The organism is Sphaerisporangium sp. NPDC049003 (genome assembly GCF_043197795.1).
Classification (GTDB): Bacteria; Actinomycetota; Actinomycetes; order Streptosporangiales; family Streptosporangiaceae; genus Sphaerisporangium.
The window spans coordinates 77350-102827 of record NZ_JBICTU010000027.1 but is presented as its reverse complement, the minus strand read 5'-3'; the positions used below and the strand labels follow the sequence as shown (position 1 = coordinate 102827).

Here is a 25478-nt window from a genome sequence, read left to right as displayed (position 1 = left end):
AAGTGCTCGGGCCAATTTGTGCATCCGATCGGCGGCCAGGAAAGCTCAGACGCGCGCATGGCCGTTTGGACTTGTCAGCCAGATACTGCACCCGGAACAGCGACGAGCATTGCCCGAACGCCTCGACTGCCTCGCCCAGCAACGTCCCGACTTCCTTGTACATATCCTTCGAGGCATTTGACCTGCATTCGGAAGAAACGGGAAACGCGCCCAGGAGAACACCCTAGGCGGATAGCGAATCTACGAATCGATTGATATCCGAGACGAGCTTCTTCCAACTCGATAGTTGGGCGACAGGCCCTTGTAAGTCCAGACGCTCTAGAAGTTGCCTCCTGTGTTGCGGGAAGCGGGTCGCTGCGGTCTGGCGTTTTCTTCCTCTGACGCTGGCGGCCTTCATCAAGCAGTCACGAAGCAGTCCCTTTGGGTCGGCGATTCCCTCGACCTCACGAATCTTGGGCAGTCCAAGATTCTCTCGACCATTGGGATTTCCGGCGACCTTACGTATTTCAGATTCATCAAGCAGGAGCCACGCTTCAGTCATTCTGATCGGAATGACCGGTATCAACTCACAGGGCACCCCAGACGAGAGGACTGCGCTTTGGACCTCGCTGAGCCTGGCCTGCCAACCAGCATTGTCCGCATCCCGATGTATAACTGCCAAATCGAATGGTTTGCCCGTCAGTTGAGCACCTGCTATTAGCTTAGACTCTACATCCTTCCGAACCTTCTTCAGAGCATCGAAGTCCGGTTTGCTCAGCCTCAAACTCTGGCCGCGTTCCGCGAACAGGAATTCTACGATGTCAGATAGCGGGAGGTCGGAAGTTCCTTCCGCTATAAAGAGTCCAGACAATGGCTTGCCGGTCATTAGATCATTTCCGCCGGAAGGGTCAACTGTGCGCCGGAAGGTGCCGCTAGGTAAGAGGTTACGTCTGCTCGCGAGAAGGTAACGCCGCCGGACGCCGCTCGCCAAGAATCCTCGAACGGCAGGAGCAATAGTGAACTCGCGACTTTTCCATCAGCTGTCTTACGCGGCTGCACGTCAGCCAAGAGCAAATCGTTTGGATTGCACAGTTGTACAACCCACGGAGAATGGGTGTTTATAATAATCTGCCTGAAAGGGTTATCTTGATCAGGAGCTTCCTTCGGATTGACCGCTAGGTCTTGAACGAGTTTGACCATAGCAGGAAGGTTTGCCGGATGAATACCATTCTCAGGTTCCTCCATGCATATCAGACCCGTCACCGTCGGATCCTCGAGTAGGACGCAGAGGGCTAGAAATCTTAGTGTTCCCTCCGACAGCGCTCTCGCGGGTAGTCGAAGCCCGCCCCGCTCACGAAGAAACAGAGTGAACACTTCGCGCACCTGATCAGGTTCGACACGGAGACTCTCCACGCGCACACCAGTTAAATCCGATAGCCTATCTGCTACTTCCGCATAGATTGCTTCAGCGTCGATCGATGACTCAAATGAATATTTTGAACTCTCCGAGGCGATTCGGAAAAGCGCAGCCGCGAGATAGCGCCCGTCGGTGCGCATTGTTCGAGGCGCAGAGAAGCTATCAGGGGCGCGAAGCGCCGAGGGCTCCAATGCTAGACGTCGCCAACTTTGCATTTCTCGGCGGGCAGCAAGAATAGTGGGATAATCGTTGGTTGTCACTGTACTAAGGACTGTACGACCCGCCCTGGCAGCCGAACGGGGCTGTGGCCGCCCAAAACTGCCTCCATCCCCGTGAACATTAATAATGGTCCCTATATCACGATGCTCCGTGGACAGGAAGGGTCCGCCGCTTCTTTGCCCTCGAAGAACCGCATTGCGAAAGTTCTTGGCACTATGGGGAAAACGGAGATGCCTAGAAGCCTCTCCTTTGTTAATGTGCTTTAGAACTTCCCGCTCCAAGGTCAACTTCCCAACACTTCCCTCCCCTTCTGGAAGGGAATAACCAAGGGTTAGCTCATAGCGCAAAAATGTGGTAGTAGCCCTGGCCGTATCTCCAAGATCATCCTCCACATTACGTTGAACAATCATTTCGGCAGCGATTGATATCTCCCGCTGATGATCCCTATAGCCATCCCAAAACAGGTCTCTAGGATCCCCCCCCTTTGATCCGGATGAGCTTCGAACACGTTGAGCAGCCTCAGCAAGTGGCTCGTTAGCCAAATATGAAAGAAATTCAATCGCGTCAAAGAGATTAGACTTACCGATCCCATTTGCACCCGCAATGCAGGTGAATGGGCCAAATTCTACAGATACATCTAGTAGGTTCTTGAAACCTTGAACTTCCAGCTTGGTGAGCATCGCCTTAGGCTACCGAGCTATCCGGCCAGTTGGCACTGATCGTTGGATCAGTGCCAACTGGCGAGTCCCATCCGACGCAGTGCTTGCCCCGTGGCTGAGGGCTACAGCCTGACCGGAGGGGGCCATATCCCCCCAAGCCGAGCGCCTGCCGTACCTTCTCGCCAAGCTGGAGCACCCCGCCGCGTGATCGTAGACTGCGATCTCTCCATGCTCGGACCTGGTCTCCACGAGCGCGCCAAGCGCGACCACGCATCCTCTGATAAGCAGTTCCCGCAGCGCACTGGTAGATGAATCCCATGCTGTTGCCTCCAAGGCCGCGGAGCGGGCACCCTCGCCGAGTTCGAGCTCGGCCATGCCGCGCTGCATGGTGAACCAGCCGTCGTCGTAGAAATACATCCACGGAGGCTCGTCCTCAGGCTGTTCGGCCGCACGCTTGATCGATTCCTCGGCCTCTCCGAGCAGGGTCCGCGCTCCTGGCGCATCCTTCATCTGTGCGAGCCCCCGGGCGGCCATTTGCGCCGCCATGCCCTGCACCCCGAGCGTCGTCCGTCCGTCGTGCCAGCGGGACGCGTCGGCAAGCCGCACGCACCGCTGGGCGTCTCCGACACTCCAGGAGAGATGCGCCCTCATGTTCAGGGTGGTGGCCGCCAGGGCTGCGTCTCCCGATTCCAACGCCCACCCGTGAGAGCGGTCGTACCATGCGAGTGCCGCCGCCAGGTCTCCGGAGTCTTGACACAGCCAGGCCATGAACTGGGCGTACTGAGCGGCCATGCCGACCATCCGATCCCCGAGCGCACCGGATGCGCCGCGAGCGAGATCGGAGACGGCCGATAGTTGCGCGCGTACCACGGGGAGCACGGGCCGGCTTCCAAGGGTGTCCTCTGCCTGGCGATGTTGGGAAAGGCAGCGCTCCAGCCAGTCGATCGTTTCCGAGTCCACCCGTTGTCGTTCGCCGATGGCTCTCGTGATTCGCTCATACAGATCGGAGTCCGGCGCGAGTGACGGCAACACCAGAGCTGGAAGCGGCATTTCCACCACGCCGAACAGGTCGGCCTCGCTCAGTCCGAAGGCGCGGCAGTACAGCACCCGGTAAGGGTCCTTTGGTCGATGTCTGCCAGCCTCCCAGAATTTGATCATGCGTACCAGGGAATCGCGCCCGGGCATGCGCGCGCGGGTGTGCTCGTCGGCGGCATCGGCCAGTTGCCTGGCCATTTCTCGCTGTGTCCACAGCTTGTCGCGTCGCTCAGCGCGTAGCCGTACGGCCCAGGCCGGAACGTCGCCATCGCGTACTCCTCGGGGGACGTGGACCGCTTGCCTCCCCCAGTCTCCCCTGAGCGCACTGTCAGTGCATGCATACGGAGCGATGTGATGGGGGGCAAGGCAGAGGGCGCGCTACGAGCGCCACAACGCCGTATGGACCCTGAACCGCATTCTGGAGGCCAATCTGTGACTGAGCCAGAGACAACAATCCCTTCTCACCGCGAGCACTCGACGACCGGCACCCTGTTGGGGGTGGTCGATCTGGTCGGGGCTCCTGAGTCGGTTTCCCGGGCGCGGTAGTTCGTCAGGGGGAAGCTCGGTGACGGGCATCCTGCGCTGGACGACGTGACGCTGCTGGTCTCGGGGGTAGTCACGAATTCGGTGATCCACTCGGACTCACGAGGCGGCGGGAAGGTCACGCTCGCACTCGCCGACTGCTACGCGTTCGTACACGTCGACGTGGTCGACGCCGGGAGCCGGACGGCCCCCCGCCTCTGCGGAGAGCTCCTGGCCGAGGGTGGGCGAGGCCTCATGCTCGTCGACCTGATCTCCGCCCGCTGGGCCGTACACGACGACGAGGCGGGGCGCACACTGTGGTTCGAGGTGGACTACGAGCCCCGCGACGCCCCCGCGAGCCTCCGCTTCCCCCGACCCCGGCAGCCCACATGACCCGGTTCGCGGCTCCCTGGCCATCTGTGGCGGCGCGCCCAGGATGACGCGTACGGCGATGGGGCTACGTCGTCGTCGCGGCCAGGAGGATGAGGATGAAGGTGAGGATTCCGGCGAGGCCATGGAGGATCACGGCGAGGAAGGGGAAGCCCTGGTCGGCGCCGCGGGCGTGCCTGCCGGCCCCCAGCCAGCGGGTGAACATCACGAAGCCGAGCAGGGTGGCGAGGCAGAGCAGCCCCAGCGACAGCCAGATGTAGCCGGTGCGGGCGGTGAGGACGAAGGCCGCCCAGGCGGCGAGCGAGGTGACCCCGAGCGCCGGGTGCAGGATGATCAGCAAGCTCGGGTAGCGGGTGACCTTGGTCTTCTGCCGGCCACCCGCCAGCCAGAGGCACAGCAGGTAGATCCCGAACCCGATGGTGACGAGCCACACCGCGACAGTGACCACCCGCACCCAATGCCCTCCCGATCTCTCCGGAGACGTTCCTCCCCACCTACATCTCCGGAGGGCCGCGTAACGCTACGCGTCCTATGACTCACATGTCGCTAATATGCCGAAGCGTTACTTCGAGGATGGCGGATCCCGCTCACGTACCGGGTGCCTGACCTGTGCCAAGGTAGAGAGCGTGCGACGCATCCTTCCCAGCTCAGCGGACGACGTCGACCTCGCCGAGGCCTACGCGTACCCCCGAGGCGAGTGGCTGCGCCTCAACATGGTCGCGGGAGTCGACGGCGGCGCCTGGCTGAAGGGCCTGTCCGAGGGCCTGTCCGGCAAGGGCGACCGCCGCGTCTTCGGAGTGCTGCGCGGCCTGGCCGACGTGGTGGTGGCCGGCGCCGCGACCGTACGTACCGAGGGGTACCGCCCGGCCCGCCCGCGCGCCTCGTGGACGGAGCTGCGCCGGGGACGGCCGCTCGTCCCGCCCATCGCCGTCATCACGCGGCGGCTCGACCTCGACCTGGCCGGCCCGCTGTTCACCGACACGGAGCCTTACGCCAGGACGATCGTGATCACGACCGAGCGCGCGCCCAAGGACCGGCGCGACGAGGCCGCCAGGCACGGCGAGGTGATCGTCGCGGGAGACGAGCGGGTCGATCTCTCCCTGGCCGTGGAAGCGTTGCGCGAGCGCGGGCTCGGCATGGTGCTCTGCGAGGGCGGCCCGCGCGTCAACGCGCAGCTCGCGGCGGCCGGGCTGGTGGACGAGCTCTGCCTGACGATCAGCCCGCTGCTGGCGGGCGGAGACGCGGCGCGCATCCTCAACGGCCCTGCCTCCAACATCCGGCTGAGCCTGTCACACGTCCTGGAGGAAGACGGCTTCCTCTTCTGCAAGTACACCCGGGAGCCGGCATGAACCTTCCCGCGCAGCCGAACCTTCCCCCCGAGATGAGTCTTCCGGTGGCTCCACCCGTGGCGCCGATGCTGGCCAAGGCCGTCAAGGAGCTGCCGTCCCAGGACGGCACCCTGCTCTACGAGCCCAAGTGGGACGGCTTCCGCTGCATCGTGTTCCGCGACGGCGACGAGGTCTACCTGGGCAGCCGCAACGAGCGCCCGTTCAACCGCTACTTCCCCGAGCTGATCGAGGCGGTCAAGCGAGAGCTGCCCGAGCGCTGCGTGGTCGACGGGGAGATCGTGCTGCGGCGCGGCCAGATCCTCGACTTCGACGCCCTCCAGCAGCGCATCCACCCGGCGGCCTCGCGGGTGAGGCTCCTGGCGGAGCAGACCCCCGCGTCGTTCGTCGCCTTCGACCTGCTGTCGATCGGCGACGAGAGCCTGCTGGAGACCCCGTTCGGAGAGCGCCGCGCGCGTCTGGTCGACGCCCTGGCGGCCGCCGGTGACCGTGTGCGGCTGACGCCCGTCACCGACAGCGACGAGCGGGCGGGCGAGTGGTTCGAGATGTTCGAGGGGGCAGGGCTCGACGGCATCGTGGTCAAGCGCACCACCCAGCCGTACGAGCCCGACCGGCGCACGATGTTCAAGGTCAAGCACGAGCGCACGGCCGACTGCGTCGTGGCGGGGTACCGCGAGCACAAGTCCGGCCCGGTGGTCGGGTCGCTGCTGCTCGGGCTGTACGACTCGGCGGGCGTGCTGCACCACGTGGGGGTGGCGGCGTCGTTCCCGATGAAGCGCCGGGCCGAGCTGATCGACGAGCTGAGGCCGTATCTGCTGACCGACCTCGGCGACCACCCCTGGAGCTCCTGGATGTCGCAGGACGAGAGCACCACCCAGCGCATGCCGGGCGCGATCTCGCGCTGGAGCGCCGGCAAGAACCTCTCGTTCGTCCCGCTCAGCCCGAAGCTGGTGGTGGAGGTCGCCTACGACCACATGGAAGGCAACCGGTTCCGGCACACCGCCCAGTTCCGCCGCTGGCGCACCGACCGCACGCCCGAGTCGTGCGACTACGAGCAGCTCGAACACCCGGTCGGCTACAACCTGGACGACATCCTCGCCCGCTGAGCACGCCTTGAGCCGGGGGAACCCGCTGAGCACGCCCTGAGCCGGGGAACCGCTGAGCACGCCTTGAGCCCGGAAATGAAGGGACATGGGCGAGCCCGGCCCATGTCCCCGCCTGACCCGGCTGTGACACCGGTCAGCTTTCCTCACGCTCTCCGGCTAGTAGCCGCCGCGCCCCGACCTCTCGCGCACGGTGCTCCGCTTCTCGGACCTGCCGCGGTCACGGTCGCTGCGCATCTCGGACCTCTCGCGCTCGGTGCTCCGCTTCTCGGACCTGCCACGGTCACGATCGCTGCGCATCTCGGACCTCTCGCGCTCGCGGCCCCGCATCTCCGACCTTTCACGTTCCCTGCTCCGCTTCTCCGACCTCTCCCGATCACGGTCGCGGTCGCTCCGCATCTCGGATCTGCTGCGCTTCTCCGACCTGCCGCGGTCGCCGTCGCGGTCACTTCGCATCTCGGATCTGCTGCGCTTCTCCGACCTGCCGCGGTCGCCGTCGCGGTCGCTCCGCATCTCGGATCTGCTCCGCTTCTCCGACCTGCCACGGTCGCCGTCGTCCCCTGGCAGGACGCGGGAGCCGGGCGCGGCCACCGCGGCCGTACCCTGCCAGGCACCGGCGATCGCCGGCGGGCGAGGCGCGGCCGATGCCTGCGCGGCTCCGGTGGACCAGAGTGAGAGCGAGATGAGCGCCGGACCGAGCAGCGCCAGACGTCGCTTACCTACCATGATCGGCTCCTTCCGTGTCCCGGCCACCCGGCTGTCGTCGTCCGTCGAGGTGGCCGTCCTGGGTTCGCACCACATGCTGTCCGGCGCCCCGCCACCCCGCCGTGACATGGGCGTGACGGGGGAATGACACCGTCCCCGCGCACCCGTGGGATTCGAGGGATCTCACCGGTGGACGGCCGCATGGCTCAACGGCGGGCCACCCTGCGCGGGCCGGTTCGGAGGAGGCGTCCTGAGGCCCGGAGACTCCGGGGCGGGCGGCGGCTCACGAAGACCCGGGGACTCCGGGGGCGGCGGCTCACGAAGACCCGGAGATTCCGGGGGCGGCGGTGCCTCACGAAGGTCCGGAGGCTCGGGGGGCGTCACGGGCGTGTGGAGGCCCGGAGGCTCTTTCCGAGGAGTCTCGCCGGCCGCCTTCTCGCAGCTCGTGTAGCCCTCGTCGTAGCCCGTGGCGTATCCGCGCTCGTAGTCGGGGCTCGCCGGCAGCCCCCGTCCTCGGGTCTTCGGCTTGGGCCGGCCGTCGCACTCCGCTCTGCCCGCCGCGTACCCCTCTCCGAAGCCCTTGGCGTAGTCGCCCCGGTCGCGCGGCACGGGCACCCCCGGGGCCGTACCGGACGCGGCGGGCTCTCCCGCAACGGAACGGGCGACGACCGAGGCCTGTGAGGCTCCCGTGGGTCCGAGCGCGAGCGCGAGGACCGCCGGAGCGACCAGGATCACAGATCGCTTGCCTGCCATGACCGACTCCTTCGCTTGTCCGGGCCACCCGAGGTGATCGCGACGGTCCAGGTGACCCCGTTGCCGTCGAAGCACATGGTGTCCGGTATGCCGTGACAGCGACGTGACGAAGGACGGCCCGACGAAGGAAGGACGGCCTGACGTAGGACGGCGGGGCCGTGGAAGCGGGGTGGTCTCAGCGTGCGGCTGTGCGGAGGCCGGCGACGAGCTCGCCGACGAGCGGTGTCGGGCGCAGGCCCAGCTCGGAGTCCAGGAGGTGCTCGTACCGCTCGTAGTCGCGAAGGGCCTCGGCCTGGTTGCCTTCCGCGAGGTGGGCGCGGATCAGCGCGGCGTGGGCGCTCTCGCGCAGCGGCTCCGCCCGTACGGCCACCCCGGCGGCGGCCACCGCGTCGGCGAACCTGCCGGCCCTGATGAAGTCCTCGGCCAGGGCTTCCAGGGCGTGCAGCCGTAGCTGGTGCCACTCGTCTGCCTCGTGGACCACCCAGTCGTCGTACCAACCGGGCAGCAGGTCGACCGACAACTTCTCCACGGTCGCCGCGCTGAGGTCCTGTTCGAGCGTGGGCGCGCAGGGGTCGAGGATGCGCCTGGCCAGCGATCGGGCCTCGTCCACGTCGACCCCGGCGACCGGCCTGAGGCGTACCTCGGTCGCGCCGATGTCGAGGACCTGACGTCCGACCCCTTCGAGACGCGCCAGCGCCGACCGGAGGCTCGCGTACGCCCGCCGCTCGGGCCGGTCAGGCCACAGCGTGCCCGCCATCAGGGTCCGGGGTACGGCCTGCCCGCACAGGGCGACGAACGACAGAAGACGCTCGGAGCCGCCCGAGATGGTCACCTGCTCGCGCCCGGCCAGCAGCCGGAAGCCCCCCAGAAGGTCGACCCGCAGGACGGGCCGGTCGCCGCTCTCCATAAGTTCTGCTGCCTCCCGTGTGGAAAGCGAGTCGTCTGGTAAGCAGCCCTCCCGTCGCCGTCTCTCCTCCGACTATGTACCCGGTAGATGGCGATATGTCCCGTTTTATTGGGTCAGCATGCGGCCTGGCGAACCGCAGGAGCCCGCCCTCCCGTCACGCACGCGTCATGCTCCGGTGACGCCGGCCGGGTCACGCTCTCATGTGGCCGCCACCTTCGGCGGCACGAGAGGAGGTCGATCTCCATGAGGAGAAACGTCTTCGCGGCACTCGCCCTGAGCGGCGCGCTCGCCGTACCCGCGACACTCGCGTCGGCGGCCCTCGCGGCCGCTCCTTCCGATGAGCTGATCAAGGGCGGGTACGAGTCCCTGGCGTCGTGCCAGAGCGCCCTCCCCGACATAGAGGAGCAGCAGTCCTCCATCGAGACATCACTCGTCTGCAAGGCCTACACCGAGCCGTCGTCCGCCACGATGTGGGGCGTCTACACCTCGACGACGACTGGCGAGGAGACACCGGTCGACGAGTCGTAGCGGCGCGCGGCCGGCCGGGCACGCCCCGGGCCACGGGGTGACGAAGCGGACCGGCCCGCACTGAGCGGTGCCCGGCGGACGGGGCGGTACGTGCCTTCCAGGCGCGGGCCGTCCCGTCCGCGCACGCGGCCGATCAAGCGCACGCGGCCGATCAGCGCACGCCGCCGATCAGCGCACGAAGCCGGTCAGCGCACCAAGCCGGTCAGCGCACGAAGCCGGTCACGGTCAGCGCACGCGGCCGTCAGCCCACGCGGCCGTCAGGGATGCGGCTGTCAGGGCTTTCGCCCGAGCCCGCAGAACTCGTCCACCTCGCGGGCGAACTGGCTCTCGTGGTCGTCCGGCCGCCAGTTGGGGCAGGAGACCACGCCGGGCTCGACGAGCTCCAGGCCGTCGAAGAAGCCGCTGATCTGCTCCGGGGAGCGCAGGTTGTAGGGGACCGAGCCGCTGGCGTTCCAGATGGCGATCGCGGCCTCGAACTCCGGCCCTCGCACGACGTTGGTGCCGTCGGCGATCGCCAGGTAGCTGCCGGACGGCAGGGCGTCGGTCAGCCGCTTGACGATGGAACGCGCCTCCTCGATGTCGGAGACGTGACCGAGGATGTTCAGAAGCATCAGGGCCACCGGCCTGTCGAAGTCCAGGGTGGTGCGGCCCGCCACTTCCAGGATCGTCTCGGGGTCACGCAGGTCGGCGTCGATGTACTGGGTGACGCCTTCCGGCGCGCTGACGAGCAGGGCGCGTGCGTGCGTCAGCACCACCGGGTCGTTGTCCACGTAGACGATTCGGGACTCCGGGGCGATCCGCTGGGCGACCTCGTGGGTGTTGTCCAGGGTCGGGAGCCCGGTGCCGATGTCCAGGAACTGGCGGACCCCCGCCTCGGCGGCCAGATAGGTCACCGCGCGCGACAGGAACCCCCGCGAGCTGCGAGCGATCTCCACGATGTCGGGGAAGACCTCGCGGAACTGGTCGCCGACCTCGCGGTCGACCTGGTAGTTGTCCTTGCCTCCGAGCCAGTAGTTCCAGATCCGGGGCGAGTGGGAGACCGTGGTGTCGATCTTTGGCGGCTCGCCGGGCGGGAACGAGCTGTCGGTCACGGGGTTCTCCTGTCGGAAATGGGACGACTGGAACTCCAAAATAATCGGCAAAACCCGTCATTCCGCAGCAGTAACCAATCTTGATCACAAACCGTGATATGTCAGGCCGGTCGGCGCCCGGCCGGCGGCCGAATCGCACCGCTTCCCGGATTTAGTTGAGCAAGCGTACGCTTGGTCAGGTCCGGTACGGCCGACGCGGGAGTTGAGGATGGCAGGCAGCATCACGGAATACCGCAACCTGATCGGAGGCGCGCTGGTGCCCGCCGCGGACGGCCGCACACTGGACTCGGTCAACCCGGCGACCGGCGAGGTCTGGGCACGGATCCCGGCGAGCGGCCGGACCGACGCGGACGCCGCCGTCACCGCCGCGAGGAAGGCGTTCCCCGGCTGGTCCGGGATGCCCGCTCTCGGGCGCGCCGGCTTCCTGCGCGAGGTCGCCGAGTACCTGTGGCGGATCGCCGCCGGGGACGTCCTCGACGCGGTCAAGGGCGACACGGTCATCCTCGGGCCCGACACGCTGGGGCTCACGCGGCGCGAGCCGTACGGCGTGGTCCTGGGGATCATCCCGTGGAACTCCCCCATCTCGACGTTCTCGGCGAAGGCCGCGTACGCGCTGGCCGCCGGCAACACCGTGATCGTCAAGCCCGCCGAGCAGGCGTGCGCGTCGGTGCTGCGGCTCGGCGAGCTCCTGGCCGACGTGCTGCCTCCGGGGGTGCTGAACATCGTCAGCGGGCTCGGCGAGGAGGTCGGCGACGCGCTGGTACGGCACCGGGGGGTCGGCAAGATCAGCCTCACCGGCTCCACCCAGACGGGCCAGGCCATCACGCGGGCCAGCGCCGACTCACTGAAACCGCTCACCTTCGAGCTGGGCGGCAAGTCCCCCAACATCGTCTTCGCGGACGCGGACCTGGACGCCGCAGCCCAGGGCGTCACGGTCAACTCCGTCTACACGGGCAACGCCGGGCAGGTCTGCGTCGCGGGCTCGCGCATCCTGATCCAGCGTCCCGTCTGGGACGAGATGATCGAGCGCGTCGCCGCCGTCGCGGGAGGCCTCACGCTGGCCGACCCGCTCGATCTCGCGACGACGATGGGCCCGATCGTGTCGGCGGGCCAGTACGAGCGGGTCACCGGGTACCTGGAGATCGCCGAGAAGGAGGGCGCGGAGCTGGTGTTCGGCGGCACGACCGGCGCCTCGGTGGTCCCGTCGATGCCCGGCGGCTACTGGGTGGCCCCGACGCTCTACACCACCACCGACAACTCGCTCCGCGTGTGCCAGGAGGAGATCTTCGGCCCGGTCGCGGTGGCCATCCCCTTCGACACCGACGAGGAGGCGCTGGCGATCTCCAACGACTCCTCGTACGGCCTGGCCGCCGGGGTGTGGACCCGCGACCTCGGGCGTGCCCACCGGTTCGTCCGCGACCTGCAGAGCGGCACGGTGTGGGTCAACACCTTCCGCCAGATGCCTCCCGGCCTCCCGTTCGGCGGCGTCAAGGACAGCGGCTACGGCCACGACTCCGTCCTCGCGTACACCCGGGAGAAGGCCGCGATCATCCAGACCTGACGATCCCGGCGGCGGGGCTACCGTACGGGGCCGGGGGCCGGGTGCAGGACCGACGCGAGCTCGGGGACGCGGGCGCGGTAGCCGTCGAGCAGTTGGCGGGCCACCGAGACCGAGTCGACCAGCGGGTGCGAGGCGAACGCCCGCAGCGCCACGCCCGCCGAGCCGGTCACCGCCGCCTCGATGGTGAGCTGCTCGACGGCCTTGACCTGCTGGACGAGCCCGAGGAACTGGCCGGCCAGCGGCCTGGTCGCGAGCGGTCGCACCCCGCCCGCGTCCACGACGCAGGGGACCTCCACGACGGCCTCGGGCGGCATCCCGGCGACCGCCGAGCCGTTGCGCACGTTGAGGATCATGGTCGTGCTCCCGCCCCGGGCGATGGTGGTCATCAGCGCGAGCGCGATGCCCTCGTACCCGCCGGCCGAGAGGTCGGCCGCGTCACGCTCACCGGCCTGGGTGGTGTCGCGGGTCTCGGCCATGTAGGAGGCGTCGCGCTCCCTGCGGGCGCGCTGCCACTCGGCCAGGGCGTGCTCGGGCTCCCGCCGGACCGCCGAGTAGAACCGTGACTGCTGCTGGAGCAGGGACTCCCCCCGGGTCTGGGCCGCGCCGCCGATCGCGGCCACGGCCTCCCGGGTGAAGTAGTAGTAGTACAGGTACTCGTTCGGCAGCGCGCCCAGCGACCGCACCCACTCGGGGCCGAACAGCCGTGCCTCCTCCACCAGCTTGAGCGCCGTGTCGTCGGCGAGCAGGTCGGGAAGCACGTCACGCCCCCCGTACGACAGCCCGCGCAGCCATCCGAGGTGGTTGAGCCCGACGTAGTCGGGGGCGGTGCGGGCGGGGTCGAGGCCGAGCGACCGGGCGGCCCTGCGGATCAGCCCGAGCGGAGAGTCGCAGATGCCCACCACGCGGTCGCCCAGAACCCGCTGCATGGCCTCGGTGATCATGCCGGCGGGGTTGGTGAAGTTGATGACCCACGCCCGGGGCGCGACGGCGGCGACACGCTCGGCCACGCGCATGGCCACCGGGATGGTGCGCAGGCCGAAGGCGATGCCCCCCGCCCCGATCGTCTCCTGACCCAGGATGCCGAGGTCGAGGGCGACCCGCTCATCGGCGGTGCGGCCTTCGAGCCCGCCCACCCTGATCGCCGAGAACACGAACGTGGCGTCGCGCAGCGCGTCGTCGAGGTCGGTGGTGGCACGCACGCGCGGCGGGTCGTCGCACCCGGCCGCGAGCTGGGCGAGCACGTGGCCCACGGCGGCCAGACGCTCCTCGGAGACGTCGTACAGCACGACCTCCTCGACCCTCGGCCTGCCGGTGTCGCGCAGCAGCGCGCCGTACACCAGCGGGACGCGGAAACCGCCGCCGCCGAGGATGGCCAGCCTCATACCTGCTCCTTCATGTCAGCAGCACCTGCGCGCCCGCCCCGGTGAGGGTGCGGACGGTCGGCTCGTCGGCGCCCTCGTTCGTCACGACCACGTCGAGCTCCTCGGGGCCGCACACCCGCAGCGCCCCGTTGCCGGGGAACTTGTGCCGGTCGACCAGGAGGACGACCTGCCCGGCGGCCACCATCATGGCCCGCTTCAGCGGGACCTCGGCGATCGTGGAGTCGGTCACCTGCCCATCGGGGCGCACGCCGCTCGCGCTCAGGAAGACGCGGTCGGCGGACACCTGGCGCAGCGCCTCCTCGGTCAGCACCCCCACGAGCGAGGAGTGGGGGGCGCGGCGCAGCATGCCGCCGAGCAGCAGCAGCTCCACGGCGGAGTCGCCGCGCAGCACGTCGACGACGGCCAGGCTGGAGGTGACCACGGTGACGCGGCGGCCGCTCAGGTGGCGGGCCAGCCTCACGGTGGTGCTGCCGACGTCGAGCAGCACGACATCCCCGTCGCGGACCAGCCGGGCGGCGCGGGCGGCCACGGCGTCCTTGTCGCGCTCACCGGGACTCTCGGGCCGCCCGGACGCAAGGTCGTCACCGGCGCCGGCGACGAGGCCGCCGGGCGCTCCCCCGCCTGCGGAGACTCCACCACCCGCTCCCCCGCCGGCGAGCGCTCCACCGCGTACGCGCGTGAGCGTGCCGTCGCGGTCGAGGATCTCCAGGTCGCGGCGGATGGTCGAGGGGCTGACGCCGAGCTGGGCCGCCAGGTCGCGCACGCTCGTGGCGCCCGCGAGGCGGACACGCGCCATGATCTCGGCATGCCGGACGTGCTGGAGCACGCCAGGATCGTATCAGTCATTCTTGCGCGCTACTAAGCAAAAATGAGCATCATTGCCCGTCAACTCTTGATCTGGGTGGTCGAAACGTGCAAGAGTGCGCACATCTTCGCTCAGTCGAGGAGGACTCACTCCGTGTCTGTCCAGGCGTATGACCCACTAGCCGATCAACGCTGCCCAGACGGGCCAGAGTTCGACGTGTTCACGGCGGGCACCGTCTTCCTCGACATCGTCTTCACGGGGCTCCAGGCGATGCCGGCCGCCGGCACCGAGGTCTGGGCCGACGGCATGGGGTCGTGCCCCGGCGGTATCGCGAACCTGGCCATCGCCTCCAGCCGCCTCGGCCTGCGCACCTCCATGGCCGCCGCGTTCGGCGACGACGACTACGCCGACTTCAACTGGCGCATCCTGTCGGAGCAGGAGTCGGTCGACCTGTCCAGGTCGCGCAGGTTCCAGCGGTGGCACTCCCCGGTGACCGTCTCGATGGCCGTGAACCGCGACCGCAGCATGGTCACCCACGGGCACCCCCCGCCCATGGCCGCGACCGAGATGATCGGCCGCCCGCCCCGCTCCAGCGCGGTGATCGTGCCGTTGTCGGTGGAGGAGCCGCTGGGCAGCGGGGGCACCGGCACGTGGGCCGATCTCGCGCACAAGGACGGCGCGCTCATCTTCGCCGACGTCGGGTGGGACCCCTCCGAGACCTGGTCCCCCACCCTTCTCGACCAGCTCGCCGTCTGCCACGCCTTCATGCCGAACGCCGTGGAGGCCATGGCGTACACCGGCACGGAGACGCCGCGCGAGGCCCTGTACCAGATCGCCGACCGTGTCCCGCTGGCCGTGGTCACCGACGGCGCCAACGGCGCGATGGCCATCGACTCCACGACCGGCGAGGAGGCGTACGTCCCGGCGCTGCGGGTGACCGCGCTCGACCCGACCGGGGCCGGCGACGTCTTCGGGGCGGGCCTGGTGCTCGGCACGCTCTCGGGCTGGCCGCTGGCAGACCGTCTGGCGTTCGCCGGGGTGTGCTCGGCGCTCGCGGTGCAGCAGTTCGGCGGGTCCCTGGCCGCGCCCGGCTGGGGCGACATCGCCGACTGGTGGCACGACGTGCGGGCCGCCGCCGGCACCAGCGGGGCCTACATCGCCTCGCTCGCCCGCCGGTACGCATTCCTGGACAAGCTGGTCCCCAGCGTCCCGGTGGGGGCCGTGCGCCGGGCCGCCGCGACCATGTCGCGGCACGCCGACGTGGGAGCGGGCACCACGCCGCGCGAGGCCGAATAATTCGAGTCCCCCGGGTGTTGATCCCTATCGCTGTTGTGGGGATTCGCCCGGCGTCGTCTTCCGGGCCTCGGCACGACCCCCGCGGCGCAGGGACCGGACCAGGACCATCGAAAGGACGAGATGATGACGAGACCCGCACTCGGTGAAGTCGGTGTCTGGCAGGGAAGGCCCCCGTTCACCCCGAAGCTGGCGCTGGCGCTGGAGCAGCTCGGCTACGGCGCGCTCTGGGTGGGCGGATCGCCGGACGGCGACCTGCGGATCGTCGAGGAGCTCCTCGACGCGACCACCACGGTGGCCGTCGCCACCGGGATCGTCAACATCTGGAAGGACGACCCGCGGACCGTGGGCGCCTCCTTCCAGCGCATCGAGGCCAGGCACCCGGGCCGCTTCCTGCTCGGTGTCGGAGCCGGGCACCCCGAGGCGGTGACGGAGTACACCAAGCCCTTGGCCGCCCTTGAGCGCTACCTCGACGGGCTCGACGCGGCCGGGGTGCCGGTCGAGAGCCGGGCGCTGGCCGCGCTCGGCCCCAAGGTGCTCCGGCTCTCGGCCGAGCGGACCGCCGGCGCCCATCCGTACCTGACCACGCCCGAGCACACCAGGCAGGCCCGCGAGATCCTCGGCGCGGGCGCGCTGCTGGCCCCGGAGCAGAAGGTCGTGCTGACCGAGGATGTGGACCACGCGCGCTCGATCGCCAGGCAGGCCGTACGGATGTATCTGGGCCTGAGCAACTACACCTCCAACTGGCGCAGGCTGGGCTTCGGCGACGACGACCTCGCGGGCGAGGGCAGCGACCGCCTGATCGACGCCCTGGTCGTCTACGGCGACCCGGCGACGGTCAAGCGCCGCGTCGACGAGCATCTCGCCGCGGGCGCCGACCACGTCAACATCCAGCTCCTGACCGACCCGGGAACCGACCCCCTTGACGACTACCGGAAGCTGGCGGAGGTGCTGTTCGCCTAGAAGATCCCTAGGGCTTCGCCTTGCTGGGCTGCACGCGCTTGGGTTCGCCGGGCATCTTCGGGTAGTTGGGCGGATAGGGCATGTCGCCGCGCTCGTCCTTGGCGTACCACGCGAGCAGCGGCTCGATGGAGAACGCGCGGTCGTCGATCTCCTTGTGCACGTCGCCCAGCTCGGCGAATCTCGGCGGGACGGTGCGGATGTCGAAGTCGCGGGGGTCGACGTCGGCCAGCTCCTCCCAGGTCACCGGCGTGGACACCGGGGCGTAGGGCCGGGCGCGCACGGAGTAGGCGCTGGCGATGGTGCGGTCGCGGGCGTTCTGGTTGTAGTCGATGAAGACCTTCTCACCGCGCTCCTCCTTCCACCAGGCCGTGGTGGTCAGGTCGGGGCGGCGGCGCTCCACCTCGCGGGCGAGGCCGATGGCGCTCTGCCGCACCTCGGTGAACGACCACCGGCGCTCGATGCGCACGTTGATGTGGATGCCCCGGGTGCCCGACGTCTTGGGGAAGCCGCGCATGCCCAGCTCGTCGAGGACCTCCAGCACGGCGAACGCGGTCTCCCTGGCGTCGTCGAAGCCGGTGCCGGGCTGGGGGTCGAGGTCGATGCGCAGCTCGTCGGGATGCTCCACGTCGTCGGCGCGGGTGGGCCACGGGTGGAAGTCGATCGTGCCGAGGTTGGCGCAGTAGGCGATGGCGGCGACCTCGGTGACGCGCAGGGCGTCGGCGCTGCGGCCGCTCGGGAACCGGATGGTGACGGTCTCCAGCCAGTCGGGGCGCCGGGTCGGGATGCGCTTCTGGTAGATCGCCTCGGACTGCACCCCGTCGGGATGCCGCTTGAGGTAGGTGGGCCGGTCTCTGAGCGCGCGCAGCGCCCCCTCGCCGACCGACACGTAGTACTCGACCAGCTCGCGCTTGGTCGCCCCGATGTCGGAGAAATAGATCTTGTCGGGGTTGGTGACCTTGATGACACGGTCCCCGACGTTGAGCTCGATGAATGGCGACGCCATGCCTCCGACCGTACCCCGCGACGGTGACAGAAACCGGGAGGGGACGGTCCGTCCCGGAGTACCTCGGTGGCGGACCGGGCGCTCGAACGGGACGGACCTCGACGATCGCCCGCCACGATCACCGGACCCGGCGCTGACGTGCCACCCGTCCGGCGGCCTCCCCCGACCGTATGACGGCGCGCCGCGTGGACGCGGACGCCGCCTGAGGCGGGGATGGACCGGCGATCCTCCCTCAGCTGGAGGTGATCAACCCTCCGCTACTAAAGACGCTGAAAGCATTCCGAAAGGATGCTCGGCCCGAAAAATCGCCGGACCGATTTCCCCGGGCATCTGACAAGGTCCTCACGTCCCGGATCCGGGGAACGCCTCCGCTCCGCCCGCGCATAGGCTGGAGGCATGGAGAAGGTGGTCAAGAGTGACGCCGACTGGCGTGTCCAGCTGTCCCCCGAGGAGTTCCGGGTGCTCCGCCAGGCGGGCACCGAGCGTCCGTTCACCGGAGAGTACGTCGACACCAAGACGACAGGGGTCTACTCCTGCCGTGCCTGCGGAGCCGAGCTGTTCCGTTCCGACACGAAGTTCGACTCGCACTGCGGTTGGCCGTCGTTCTTCGAGCCGTCGGAGTCCGAGGCCGTGACCCTCATCGAGGATCACTCCCTCGGCATGACCCGCGTCGAGGTCCGCTGCGCCCGATGCGACTCACACCTCGGGCACGTCTTCCACGGGGAGGGCTACCCGACCCCGACCGACGACCGCTACTGCATCAACTCCGTCTCGCTGCGGCTCGTGCCGAGCGAGTAGCGTCCGCGCATGAGGTCGCGGGCCGCCCGGCGAGCGGCTCGCGACCGTGATTGACGGCATACGCCAAGTCACGGCCGGCGCATGCGCGTACCAAGGCCGGGGTAGGAGAACGCCTGCGGGTCCTGCGGCCGCGTGAGCCGGCAGGTTCCGTCCCGCCCATGTCTCTTCGCGGAGTTCCCGGCTCGCCGCGGCGCGCGGTGTCTCTCCTGCTCCGACTTCGCCTCCTGGCGGCACCCAACCGCGCCAAGTGATTCACAAGCAGGATGTACCGGAAATTGCGGTCAATCGCTCAGACTTCGGCCGCGATCGGATCCATGGGGTCTCTGCGGGCTTCTTCCAGCCGGACACGGGGGTCATCGAATTCCGCCCGCGCCGGAAGGGCGTCGCTTGTCGCTGCTCCCAATGTGAGCTGGTCAGGCTTATTCCGAAACATCGGTACAACCGGTGGAACGCTTCTGCTGCCGGGCACTCCCGCTCCCCCTTTTCGACCGCCGTCCAAGTGGACCTCAAGTCGCTCTCAAGATCGCGAAAGGACACTTCTCCTGGAGATCCCCGCCTTCGGGCAAGGAAGTGAAGGAGAAAATCATGAGAACACGCGGAATCACCGGTGCGGCGGTCGCCGCCGCCCTGGCCGGTGGGCTTCTTGTCCCGGCGCTTCCGGCCTCGGCCGCCGTCCAGCCACCAGCGACCGTCACCATCAGGACCAGCGCGATCCTGGAACCGCAGGCTGGCGCCAACCTGTTCCTCAAGTGCCCCGACACCCACCCGTGGTACACGACCGCGGTGATAACCGGCTACTACACGTGGTCGGGGACCCCGCCCTACCCGCTGAAGCAATACCGGCAGCAGATCTCCGTCTTCTTCAAGAACGAATCCCGCTCGAAGGACATGCTGGCCGAGATCCAGCTGGAGTGCACTCCGGTCAGGCCGTTCTAGGGCTTACTCAACTTAAGCCGCTCTTCGCAGGCCAAGGAAATCGTTCCCACCCCATATCGCTCCGCGCAGCTGAATCCAACGATGCCGGGCAGCCGATTGATCACGAAATCCGCTAAGGCGTGAAGAGTCACTTCAGTTCAATGCCGATTCAGCAGTGGCGTCGGCAGGAAATTGTGTGGAGTCGCATCTGCGCCTGGATGCGATGAAGAAAGAGAAGGGTCCGCGTGCACCTACGCCACAGGTGGGAGACCATCGAGGCCATCGGCCTGGTGGTCACGCAGCGATGCGAGGTCTGCGGCAGGACCCGGGTGCGGGTGCGACGGCCGGAGGCTCCGAGCCGGAGCCTCCCCGTCCCGGACCTCCCGGCCCAGAGCCTCACCGTCCCGGACCCCCCGGCCCAGAGCCTCCCCGTCCCTGACCTCCCCGATCCGGAGCCCCCTGGCCCGGAGTCCCTTAGTTCGGGGCTGGATGCGTGAGCCGGCAGGAGTCGTCGCCTCCGCCGAGGATGTTGGCGAGCACCGGGTTGCCGTTCTGGCCGAACTCCGCCTGGACGAACACGACCGGGTGCTCGTCGCCGACCTCCTGGACGAGGTATTCGAGGCCCCGCTTGCACAGGTCGATCGCGGACCTGGAGTTGTGGGCGGACTCCGGCAGGTTGGTGTAGATCCGCAGGTACTTCCCGATGGTCCGTATGTCGGTGATCCGCTTGACGGCCTTGTCGCCCACCCACCGCTTCTTGAAGTAGCTCATGGCCTTGGCGTCGGTGTGCTTCGACGGGCCCGAGGCCGTCTTCGCCGCCCCACGCGCCTTCTTGGCGCCCGTGCTCGCCGCCTCGACGCCGGAGCCCTTCCCGGCCGTGTCCGGCGTCGCCGAGGGCACGCCCGCGACGCTCGGCGCGGGCGTGGGGACACCGGACGCGGACGCGCCGCCGCCGGGCCGTACGAACACCCCGCCGATCGCCACGGCCGCCACCACGATGGCGGCCAGCCCGGCGAAGACCTCCAGAACCCGTGTCCGGCGCGCCTTGCGCCGCCGGTGCCCCCCTCGCCTGGAACGTGCCAGACTCTTGCCCCTGTTCACCCTTTGCCTCACGTCGACATGGGATATCCCCCTGAGTATGCCAAAGATCGCGGACTCGTGTGGGTTGTTCCCACGATGATAGGCATGGGGCATTTGGGGCAAGAGTGATGCATGTCCTGCTCTACCGGGCCTTGTAGGGAAATGACCGCTTATGGCAGGGCGGCCACCAGTTCCTCCAGCGGCTTGCGGGTGCCGGTGTAGAACGGGACCTCAAGACGGGTGTGCCTGCGGGCCTCGGAGGCGCGCAGGTGCCGCATCAGATCGACGATGCGGTGGAGCTCGTCGGCCTCGAAGGCCAGGATCCACTCGAAGTCGTTCAGCGCGAACGACGCCACCGTGTTGGCGCGCACGTCGGGGTAGTCACGGGCCATCTTGCCGTGCTCGGCCAGCATGGCCCGGCGCTCGGAGTCCTCAAGGAGGTACCACTCCAGGGAACGCACGAACGGATAGACGCAGACGAAGCCCCGCGCCTCCTCCTCGGCGAGGAACGCCGGGATGTGCGACTTGTTGAACTCGGCGGGGCGGTGCAGCGCCATCACCGACCACACCGGCTCGCTCGCCCGTCCAAGAGAGGTGCGCCGGAAGCGGCCGTAGACCTCCTGAAGATCCTCGGGCGTGGAGGCGTGCCACCAGAACATGTAGTCGGCGTCGGCCCGGAAGCCCGCCACCTCGTAGGAGCCCCTCGTCACGACGTCCTTCTCGGCGGCCTGCGACAACACGGCCTCGACCTCGTGGGCGACCTGCTGGCGGTCACCCGGCAGCGGCTCGCGCACCCGGAAGACCGACCACATGGTGTAGCGGATGACCTGGTTGAGATCGCGCGCCTTGGGCCGCGCACTGCTCTCCGTCACTGATCGCACTCGCCTTCCATCGACAGCTTCAATCGCCTGACGCCAGCGGGGCTCTCAGCGGGTGCCGGCCGCTCGCTGGTCCTCACGCCATTCTCCCCCGTGCCGCTCCCGCAGGTACGCCAGGACCCCCGCCGCGGCCGTGCGGGCGGTCGCGACGCAGGCCGGGATGCCCAGCCCGTCGTAGGCGGCCCCGCAGACCGCGAGGCCCGGCTGCACGGCGACCGCCGCGCGGACGCGCGCGACCCGGTCGAGATGGCCCACGTCGTACTGCGGCAGGGCGCCGCCCCAGCGGCTCACCCGGGTCGACAGGGGAAGCCCGCGCGCCCCCATGATCTCGGCCATCTCGGCCATGGCGAGCGCCACCAGCTCGTTGTCGTCGCGCTGGAGGACGAACTCCTCGCCCAGGCGCCCGATCGAGCAGCGCAGCACCAGCAGGCCGGGGTCGCTCTCGGCCAGATGGGGCCACTTGACCGTGCTGAACGTCACGGCCTTGACCGCCCGTCCCTCGATCGGGGGCACCAGGTAGCCGCTGCCCGCAGGTTGCTCGGGGAACGCCCCGCGCGGGTAGGCCAGGGTGACGATCGCCATGCTGGCGTACTCGATGCGGGCCAGCTCCGCGGCGGCCTTGGGCACCTCGTCGCCGAGCAGCCTGCCCGCCGCCGGCGCGGGCACCGCGACGATCACCGCGTCGGCCTCGATCGTCTCGGGCTCTCTCGTGGGCCCGGCCACCAGCCGCCAGCCGGTGCGGGTGCGCCGGAGCTCACGCACCATGACGCCGGTCCTGATGTGGGCGCCGGACGCCGCCGCGACCGCCTCCGGCAGGCTGCCCATGCCGCGCTTCAGGGTGGTGAAGACCGGGCCCGCGTCCTTCGGCGCCTCGTCGCTGATCGCGCGGGCGGCCCGGAGCAGCGAGCGCTCGGTGCGCGCGATCGTCGCGACGCGGGGCATGGTCGCGTCCAGCGACAGGAACTCCGCGCGCCCGGCGTAGACGCCGCCGAGCAGCGGCTCCACCAGCCGGTCGACGACCTCCCCGCCCATGCGCGCCCGGATGTACGCCGCGACGGAGACATCGGAGCTCACCAGCGTCGCGGGCAGGATCTGGTCGAGCGGCACCCGGGCGAGGCCCGCGGGCGACAGAATGCCCGAGCGGCCGAGCTGGACGACGTCGGAGGGCACGCCCATGACGTGGCCCCTGGGCATGGCGCGCAGCTCGCCCCGCGTCCAGACCGAGGCGCCCGTGGGGCCGGGGTGGACCAGCTCATCGCCGAGCCCGACCATGCGGGCGAGCTCCTTGCCCTCGGGGCGGCGGGCCAGCATGGCCTCAGCGCCCTCGTCCACCCGCATGCCCGCGACCTCGGAGGCGAGCAGCTTGCCGCCGATGCGCGAGGCGCCGTCGAGCACCGTCACCGAGAGGCTCTCGTCCTCCTGGCGGAGATGCCACGCCGCCGCCAGCCCGGCGATGCCCCCGCCCACGACCACGACGTGCCGCCGAGTCCCTTCCATGTCTCCAGACGTTACCCGCCCGCGAGCACCTCGTGCGCTGGTCACGGCGCGGCTCCGGGGCGGCGGGCGGAGAACGTGACGCCATTGTGACGCGGCCCGCTCAAACCGGGTGCTCGCCGGTTTCGTCAACAAGGGCATGAGAATCCTACGGAGCCGCCCGTCCCTGATGGTGACCCTGGCGGCAGTCGTCCTCGCCGTCTCCGCCTGCGGGGGGTCCGGGGACCAGTCGAGCTCGGGGACCGCTCCGGCCGATCCTGCCGCGCGGCGGCCGGCGGAAATGCCCGCACAGGCCGACACGCGGGCGGGCGGGAGCGGGGCCGCGGGCCAGGGCTCGGGGGACTCCGCGTCCTCGTCCAAGGTCGAGGTCAAGCAGGCGGACCGGGCGATCGTCTACACCGGCGAGATGGCGGTCCGCGTCAAGGACGTGACCGTCGCGGCCGACAAGGCCAAGCAGATCGTCACCGCGGCGGGCGGGCGCGTCGACAGCGAGCGGTCGACCTCGTACGGGCGCGAGGGCAGGTCGGCCATCGTCTTCAAGATCCCCCCGGACCGGTATCCCGCCGTGGTCGACCAACTGGGCAAGGACCTGGGCGTCCGGGAGTCGCTGAGCCTCGGCACCGAGGACGTCAGCCAGCAGATCGCCGACGTGGACAGCCGGGTCAAGTCGTCCAAGTCGGCGCTCGACCAGGTCCGAAAGTTCATGTCCAGGGCGAAGACCATCGCCCAGGTGCTGGAGGTCGAGCGGGAGATCTCCACCCGCGAGGCCGATCTGGAGTCGCTACAGGCCCGGCAGAGGACCCTGGCGGCCCAGACGGCCCTCGGCACGCTGACCCTCAACCTCGTCCACGTCACCCGCCCCGCGCCCACGCCCCCCAAGCCGGCGCCGCCGAACTTCCTCAGCGGCCTCAAGGCGGGCTGGCACGCCCTGGCGACCACGACGAGGATCGCCCTGACGGTCTTCGGCGCGCTCCTGCCCTGGCTGGTGGTGCTCGGCGTGCTCTGGATCGCCTACGTGGCCGTACGGCGGCGCGTGCCGTCCCTCCAGCGCCACGCCACCGCGCGACGACCCGCACCGGACGCCCCCGATAGACCGGACGTCCCCGGGAAGCCGGACGCCCCTGGGAAGCCGGACGTCCCAGAGAAGCCGGACGTCCCTGAGAAGCCTTACGCCCCCTGGACGCCCGTCGCGCCCGAGGAGGGTGAGAGCCCCCAGCAGGACGCCCCAGACGCTCGTGACACTCCTGAGGGGCCCCCGGAGCGGTGATCAGCGGACGGACACCTCGTGAACGAAGTCGGTGAGGCGGGCGAGCTGGCCGGGATCGGTCGTGGGCAGCACCCCGTGGCCGAGGTTGAACACATGGCCCTCCACCGCCCGTCCACGGGTGACGATGTCGCGGGCGCGGGCCTCCACGACGTCCCAGGGCGCGAACAGGACCGCCGGGTCCAGGTTGCCCTGGAGCGCCTTGCCGGGGCCGACGCGGCGCGCGGCCTCGTCGAGCGGCACCCGCCAGTCGACGCCCACCACGTCGGCGCCGGCCTCGCCGAGCAGCCCGAGCAGCTCGCCGGTGCCGACGCCGAAGTGGATGCGCGGCACGTCGAGGTCGGCCAGGCCGGCGAAGATGCGGCTGGTGTACGGGAGGACGAACTCGCGGTAGTCGCCGGGGGCGACGGCGCCGACCCAGGAGTCGAACAGCTGGACCGCCGAGGCGCCCGCGTCGATCTGCAACCGCAGGTAGGCCAGGGTGATGTCGGTGAGACGGCTCATCAGCGTGTCCCACAGCGCGGGCTCGCCGTACATCATGGCCTTGGTGTGGTCGTGGTTCTTGGACGGCCCGCCCTCGATCAGGTAGGACGCCAGCGTGAAGGGGGCGCCGGCGAACCCGATGAGCGGCGTGGGGCCGAGCTCCTTGGTCAGCGCGTGGATGGCCTCGGTGACATACGGCACGTCGCCGGCGTCGAGGGCGCGCAGGGTGCCGACCGCGGCGGTGTCCCTGATCGGGGCGGCGACGACGGGGCCGACGCCGGGCTTGATGTCGAGGTCGATCCCGATGGCCTTGAGCGGCACCACGATGTCGCTGAAGAAGATCGCCGCGTCCACCCCGTACCGCCGCACGGGCTGCATCGTGATCTCCACGATGAGGTCCGGCGTCGCGCACGCGGTGAGCATCGGCACGTCGGCGCGCACCGCGCGGTATTCGGGCAGCGAGCGCCCGGCCTGGCGCATGTACCAGACGGGCGTGTGGGGCACGGGAAGTCGCCGGCAGGCACGGACGAACGGGGACTCGGCGGTCTCGGGATTCACCTATCCAGGGTGCCACGGCGAGGGGCCGGTCCACGCACCGCGTGCGTGCCCTGTCGTCCCGGGACCGGCGCCGGGGCCTGATACCAAAGCTTGCCGCGAAAAAGATACTTACCGGGCTGATGTCCCGTCATGCTAATGAAGCCGCGAACCGTACACTATGTCTGGTTCGGTAGGCCGGTTCGGGCCCGAACGGCCGCCTGCCGCGTCAAGGCAATCCCAAGCGCGGGTAAGGTACGTCTCACGTGAGGTCCGTGATCATGTCGCGGCTGGCTCAAATGTTCGTCAAAACACCGCGCGGCGCTGATTCCGTGACCACTTTCGGGACACGCCGAGCGCGTTGCGGGGAA

At 69.1% G+C, this 25478-nt stretch carries 27 protein-coding genes; 11 read left to right on the top strand and 16 right to left on the bottom strand.

Annotation, left to right across the window (positions count from 1 at the left end):
• Window positions 1-223: 223 nt before the first annotated feature.
• From ACGFIV_RS27880 to ACGFIV_RS27870, 3 genes are read right to left on the bottom strand one after another with little or no spacing between them, the layout of a single operon-like run.
• A complete protein-coding gene (locus tag ACGFIV_RS27880) occupies window positions 224-865 on the bottom strand; it encodes a hypothetical protein (RefSeq protein WP_358554009.1) in 642 nt (213 codons plus the stop codon).
• Complete coding sequence (locus ACGFIV_RS27875; protein ID WP_358554006.1) at window positions 865-2295, bottom strand: AAA family ATPase; 1431 nt, start codon at window positions 2293-2295, stop codon at window positions 865-867. The genes ACGFIV_RS27880 and ACGFIV_RS27875 overlap by 1 nt, the downstream gene beginning before the upstream one ends.
• 9 nt (window positions 2296-2304) lie before the next feature.
• Window positions 2305-3507 (bottom strand): XRE family transcriptional regulator, encoded by a 1203-nt coding sequence (locus ACGFIV_RS27870; RefSeq protein ID WP_392838142.1) that lies wholly within the window; start codon window positions 3505-3507, stop codon window positions 2305-2307.
• A 393-nt stretch (window positions 3508-3900) separates the two neighbouring features.
• Between ACGFIV_RS27870 and ACGFIV_RS27865 the strand changes: the two genes are divergently transcribed.
• The gene (locus tag ACGFIV_RS27865; protein ID WP_392838141.1) at window positions 3901-4224 is read left to right on the top strand and encodes an ATP-binding protein; all 324 of its coding nucleotides are present in this window, start codon (window positions 3901-3903) and stop codon (window positions 4222-4224) included.
• 64 nt (window positions 4225-4288) lie between these two features.
• Here ACGFIV_RS27865 and ACGFIV_RS27860 read toward each other — a convergent pair whose 3' ends face one another.
• Window positions 4289-4675 carry a hypothetical protein gene (locus tag ACGFIV_RS27860; RefSeq protein WP_358553997.1) on the bottom strand — a complete coding sequence of 129 codons (387 nt, stop codon included), beginning with the start codon at window positions 4673-4675 and terminating at the stop codon, window positions 4289-4291.
• A 172-nt stretch (window positions 4676-4847) separates the two neighbouring features.
• Here ACGFIV_RS27860 and ACGFIV_RS27855 point away from each other — a divergent pair, with 172 nt between their 5' ends.
• Window positions 4848-5570: a pyrimidine reductase family protein gene (locus tag ACGFIV_RS27855; protein WP_358553994.1), complete on the top strand. Its 723-nt coding sequence runs from the start codon at window positions 4848-4850 to the stop codon at window positions 5568-5570.
• A gap of 32 nt (window positions 5571-5602) precedes the next feature.
• Window positions 5603-6673: an ATP-dependent DNA ligase gene (locus ACGFIV_RS27850; RefSeq protein WP_358554057.1), complete on the top strand. Its 1071-nt coding sequence runs from the start codon at window positions 5603-5605 to the stop codon at window positions 6671-6673.
• A 156-nt stretch (window positions 6674-6829) separates the two neighbouring features.
• On the opposite strand, the gene ACGFIV_RS27845 is transcribed toward ACGFIV_RS27850, so the two are convergent.
• Complete coding sequence (locus tag ACGFIV_RS27845; RefSeq protein ID WP_392838140.1) at window positions 6830-7396, bottom strand: hypothetical protein; 567 nt, start codon at window positions 7394-7396, stop codon at window positions 6830-6832.
• On the opposite strand from ACGFIV_RS27845, the gene ACGFIV_RS27840 reads away from it, so the two are divergent.
• Window positions 7395-7523, top strand: a complete 129-nt coding sequence (locus tag ACGFIV_RS27840) for a hypothetical protein (RefSeq protein WP_392838139.1) — start codon at window positions 7395-7397, stop codon at window positions 7521-7523. The two genes, ACGFIV_RS27845 and ACGFIV_RS27840, sit on opposite strands and share 2 nt — an antisense overlap.
• Before the next feature lie 35 nt (window positions 7524-7558).
• Here the strand turns inward: ACGFIV_RS27840 and ACGFIV_RS27835 are convergent, their stop codons facing one another.
• Complete coding sequence (locus ACGFIV_RS27835) at window positions 7559-8128, bottom strand: hypothetical protein (RefSeq protein WP_392838138.1); 570 nt, start codon at window positions 8126-8128, stop codon at window positions 7559-7561.
• Between the two features lie 175 nt (window positions 8129-8303).
• Window positions 8304-9035, bottom strand: a complete 732-nt coding sequence (locus ACGFIV_RS27830) for a BTAD domain-containing putative transcriptional regulator (RefSeq protein WP_358552520.1) — start codon at window positions 9033-9035, stop codon at window positions 8304-8306.
• Window positions 9036-9278: 243 nt separating this feature from the next.
• Between ACGFIV_RS27830 and ACGFIV_RS27825 the strand changes: the two genes are divergently transcribed.
• Window positions 9279-9563, top strand: a complete 285-nt coding sequence (locus tag ACGFIV_RS27825; RefSeq protein WP_358552518.1) for a hypothetical protein — start codon at window positions 9279-9281, stop codon at window positions 9561-9563.
• Between the two features lie 272 nt (window positions 9564-9835).
• Here ACGFIV_RS27825 and ACGFIV_RS27820 read toward each other — a convergent pair whose 3' ends face one another.
• Window positions 9836-10654, bottom strand: coding sequence for an SAM-dependent methyltransferase (locus tag ACGFIV_RS27820; protein ID WP_392838137.1), 819 nt, complete (start codon window positions 10652-10654; stop codon window positions 9836-9838).
• A gap of 208 nt (window positions 10655-10862) precedes the next feature.
• On the opposite strand from ACGFIV_RS27820, the gene ACGFIV_RS27815 reads away from it, so the two are divergent.
• Window positions 10863-12215, top strand: a complete 1353-nt coding sequence (locus tag ACGFIV_RS27815) for an aldehyde dehydrogenase family protein (protein ID WP_392838136.1) — start codon at window positions 10863-10865, stop codon at window positions 12213-12215.
• Between the two features lie 17 nt (window positions 12216-12232).
• Here ACGFIV_RS27815 and ACGFIV_RS27810 read toward each other — a convergent pair whose 3' ends face one another.
• Both ACGFIV_RS27810 and ACGFIV_RS27805 read right to left on the bottom strand, forming a co-directional pair.
• A complete protein-coding gene (locus ACGFIV_RS27810) occupies window positions 12233-13597 on the bottom strand; it encodes a 6-phospho-beta-glucosidase (protein WP_358552512.1) in 1365 nt (454 codons plus the stop codon).
• 10 nt (window positions 13598-13607) lie between these two features.
• Window positions 13608-14423 (bottom strand): DeoR/GlpR family DNA-binding transcription regulator, encoded by an 816-nt coding sequence (locus ACGFIV_RS27805; RefSeq protein ID WP_358552510.1) that lies wholly within the window; start codon window positions 14421-14423, stop codon window positions 13608-13610.
• Window positions 14424-14555: 132 nt separating this feature from the next.
• Here ACGFIV_RS27805 and ACGFIV_RS27800 point away from each other — a divergent pair, with 132 nt between their 5' ends.
• Together ACGFIV_RS27800 and ACGFIV_RS27795 are read left to right on the top strand one after the other, a co-directional pair.
• Window positions 14556-15698, top strand: coding sequence for a PfkB family carbohydrate kinase (locus ACGFIV_RS27800; protein ID WP_358552508.1), 1143 nt, complete (start codon window positions 14556-14558; stop codon window positions 15696-15698).
• 123 nt (window positions 15699-15821) lie between these two features.
• Window positions 15822-16658: an LLM class F420-dependent oxidoreductase gene (locus ACGFIV_RS27795; RefSeq protein WP_392838135.1), complete on the top strand. Its 837-nt coding sequence runs from the start codon at window positions 15822-15824 to the stop codon at window positions 16656-16658.
• A gap of 7 nt (window positions 16659-16665) precedes the next feature.
• Here ACGFIV_RS27795 and ligD read toward each other — a convergent pair whose 3' ends face one another.
• Window positions 16666-17661 (bottom strand): non-homologous end-joining DNA ligase, encoded by a 996-nt coding sequence (ligD, locus tag ACGFIV_RS27790; RefSeq protein ID WP_358552504.1) that lies wholly within the window; start codon window positions 17659-17661, stop codon window positions 16666-16668.
• Between the two features lie 396 nt (window positions 17662-18057).
• Between ligD and msrB the strand changes: the two genes are divergently transcribed.
• Complete coding sequence (gene msrB / locus ACGFIV_RS27785; RefSeq protein WP_358552502.1) at window positions 18058-18459, top strand: peptide-methionine (R)-S-oxide reductase MsrB; 402 nt, start codon at window positions 18058-18060, stop codon at window positions 18457-18459.
• Here msrB and ACGFIV_RS27780 read toward each other — a convergent pair.
• Window positions 18358-18711 (bottom strand): NUDIX domain-containing protein, encoded by a 354-nt coding sequence (locus tag ACGFIV_RS27780; protein ID WP_358552524.1) that lies wholly within the window; start codon window positions 18709-18711, stop codon window positions 18358-18360. The genes msrB and ACGFIV_RS27780 overlap by 102 nt on opposite strands.
• A 333-nt stretch (window positions 18712-19044) precedes the next feature.
• On the opposite strand from ACGFIV_RS27780, the gene ACGFIV_RS27775 reads away from it, so the two are divergent.
• Window positions 19045-19395 carry a hypothetical protein gene (locus ACGFIV_RS27775; RefSeq protein WP_358552500.1) on the top strand — a complete coding sequence of 117 codons (351 nt, stop codon included), beginning with the start codon at window positions 19045-19047 and terminating at the stop codon, window positions 19393-19395.
• Window positions 19396-19848: 453 nt separating this feature from the next.
• Here the strand turns inward: ACGFIV_RS27775 and ACGFIV_RS27770 are convergent, their stop codons facing one another.
• The 3 genes from ACGFIV_RS27770 to hemG all read right to left on the bottom strand — a co-directional run bounded on the left by ACGFIV_RS27770 (window position 19849) and on the right by hemG (window position 22829).
• Window positions 19849-20487, bottom strand: coding sequence for a hypothetical protein (locus ACGFIV_RS27770; RefSeq protein ID WP_392838134.1), 639 nt, complete (start codon window positions 20485-20487; stop codon window positions 19849-19851).
• Between the two features lie 137 nt (window positions 20488-20624).
• On the bottom strand, window positions 20625-21266 hold the full coding sequence (gene hemQ / locus ACGFIV_RS27765) for a hydrogen peroxide-dependent heme synthase (protein ID WP_392838149.1): 642 nt from the start codon (window positions 21264-21266) through the stop codon (window positions 20625-20627).
• A 114-nt stretch (window positions 21267-21380) separates the two neighbouring features.
• Entirely contained in the window at window positions 21381-22829 is a 1449-nt protein-coding gene (hemG, locus tag ACGFIV_RS27760) for a protoporphyrinogen oxidase (protein WP_358552494.1), read from the bottom strand.
• Between the two features lie 136 nt (window positions 22830-22965).
• Between hemG and ACGFIV_RS27755 the strand changes: the two genes are divergently transcribed.
• Entirely contained in the window at window positions 22966-24093 is a 1128-nt protein-coding gene (locus ACGFIV_RS27755; protein WP_392838133.1) for a DUF4349 domain-containing protein, read from the top strand.
• Here the strand turns inward: ACGFIV_RS27755 and hemE are convergent, their stop codons facing one another.
• Window positions 24094-25131, bottom strand: coding sequence for a uroporphyrinogen decarboxylase (gene hemE, locus ACGFIV_RS27750; protein ID WP_392838132.1), 1038 nt, complete (start codon window positions 25129-25131; stop codon window positions 24094-24096).
• Between the last annotated feature and the right edge of the window lie 347 nt (window positions 25132-25478).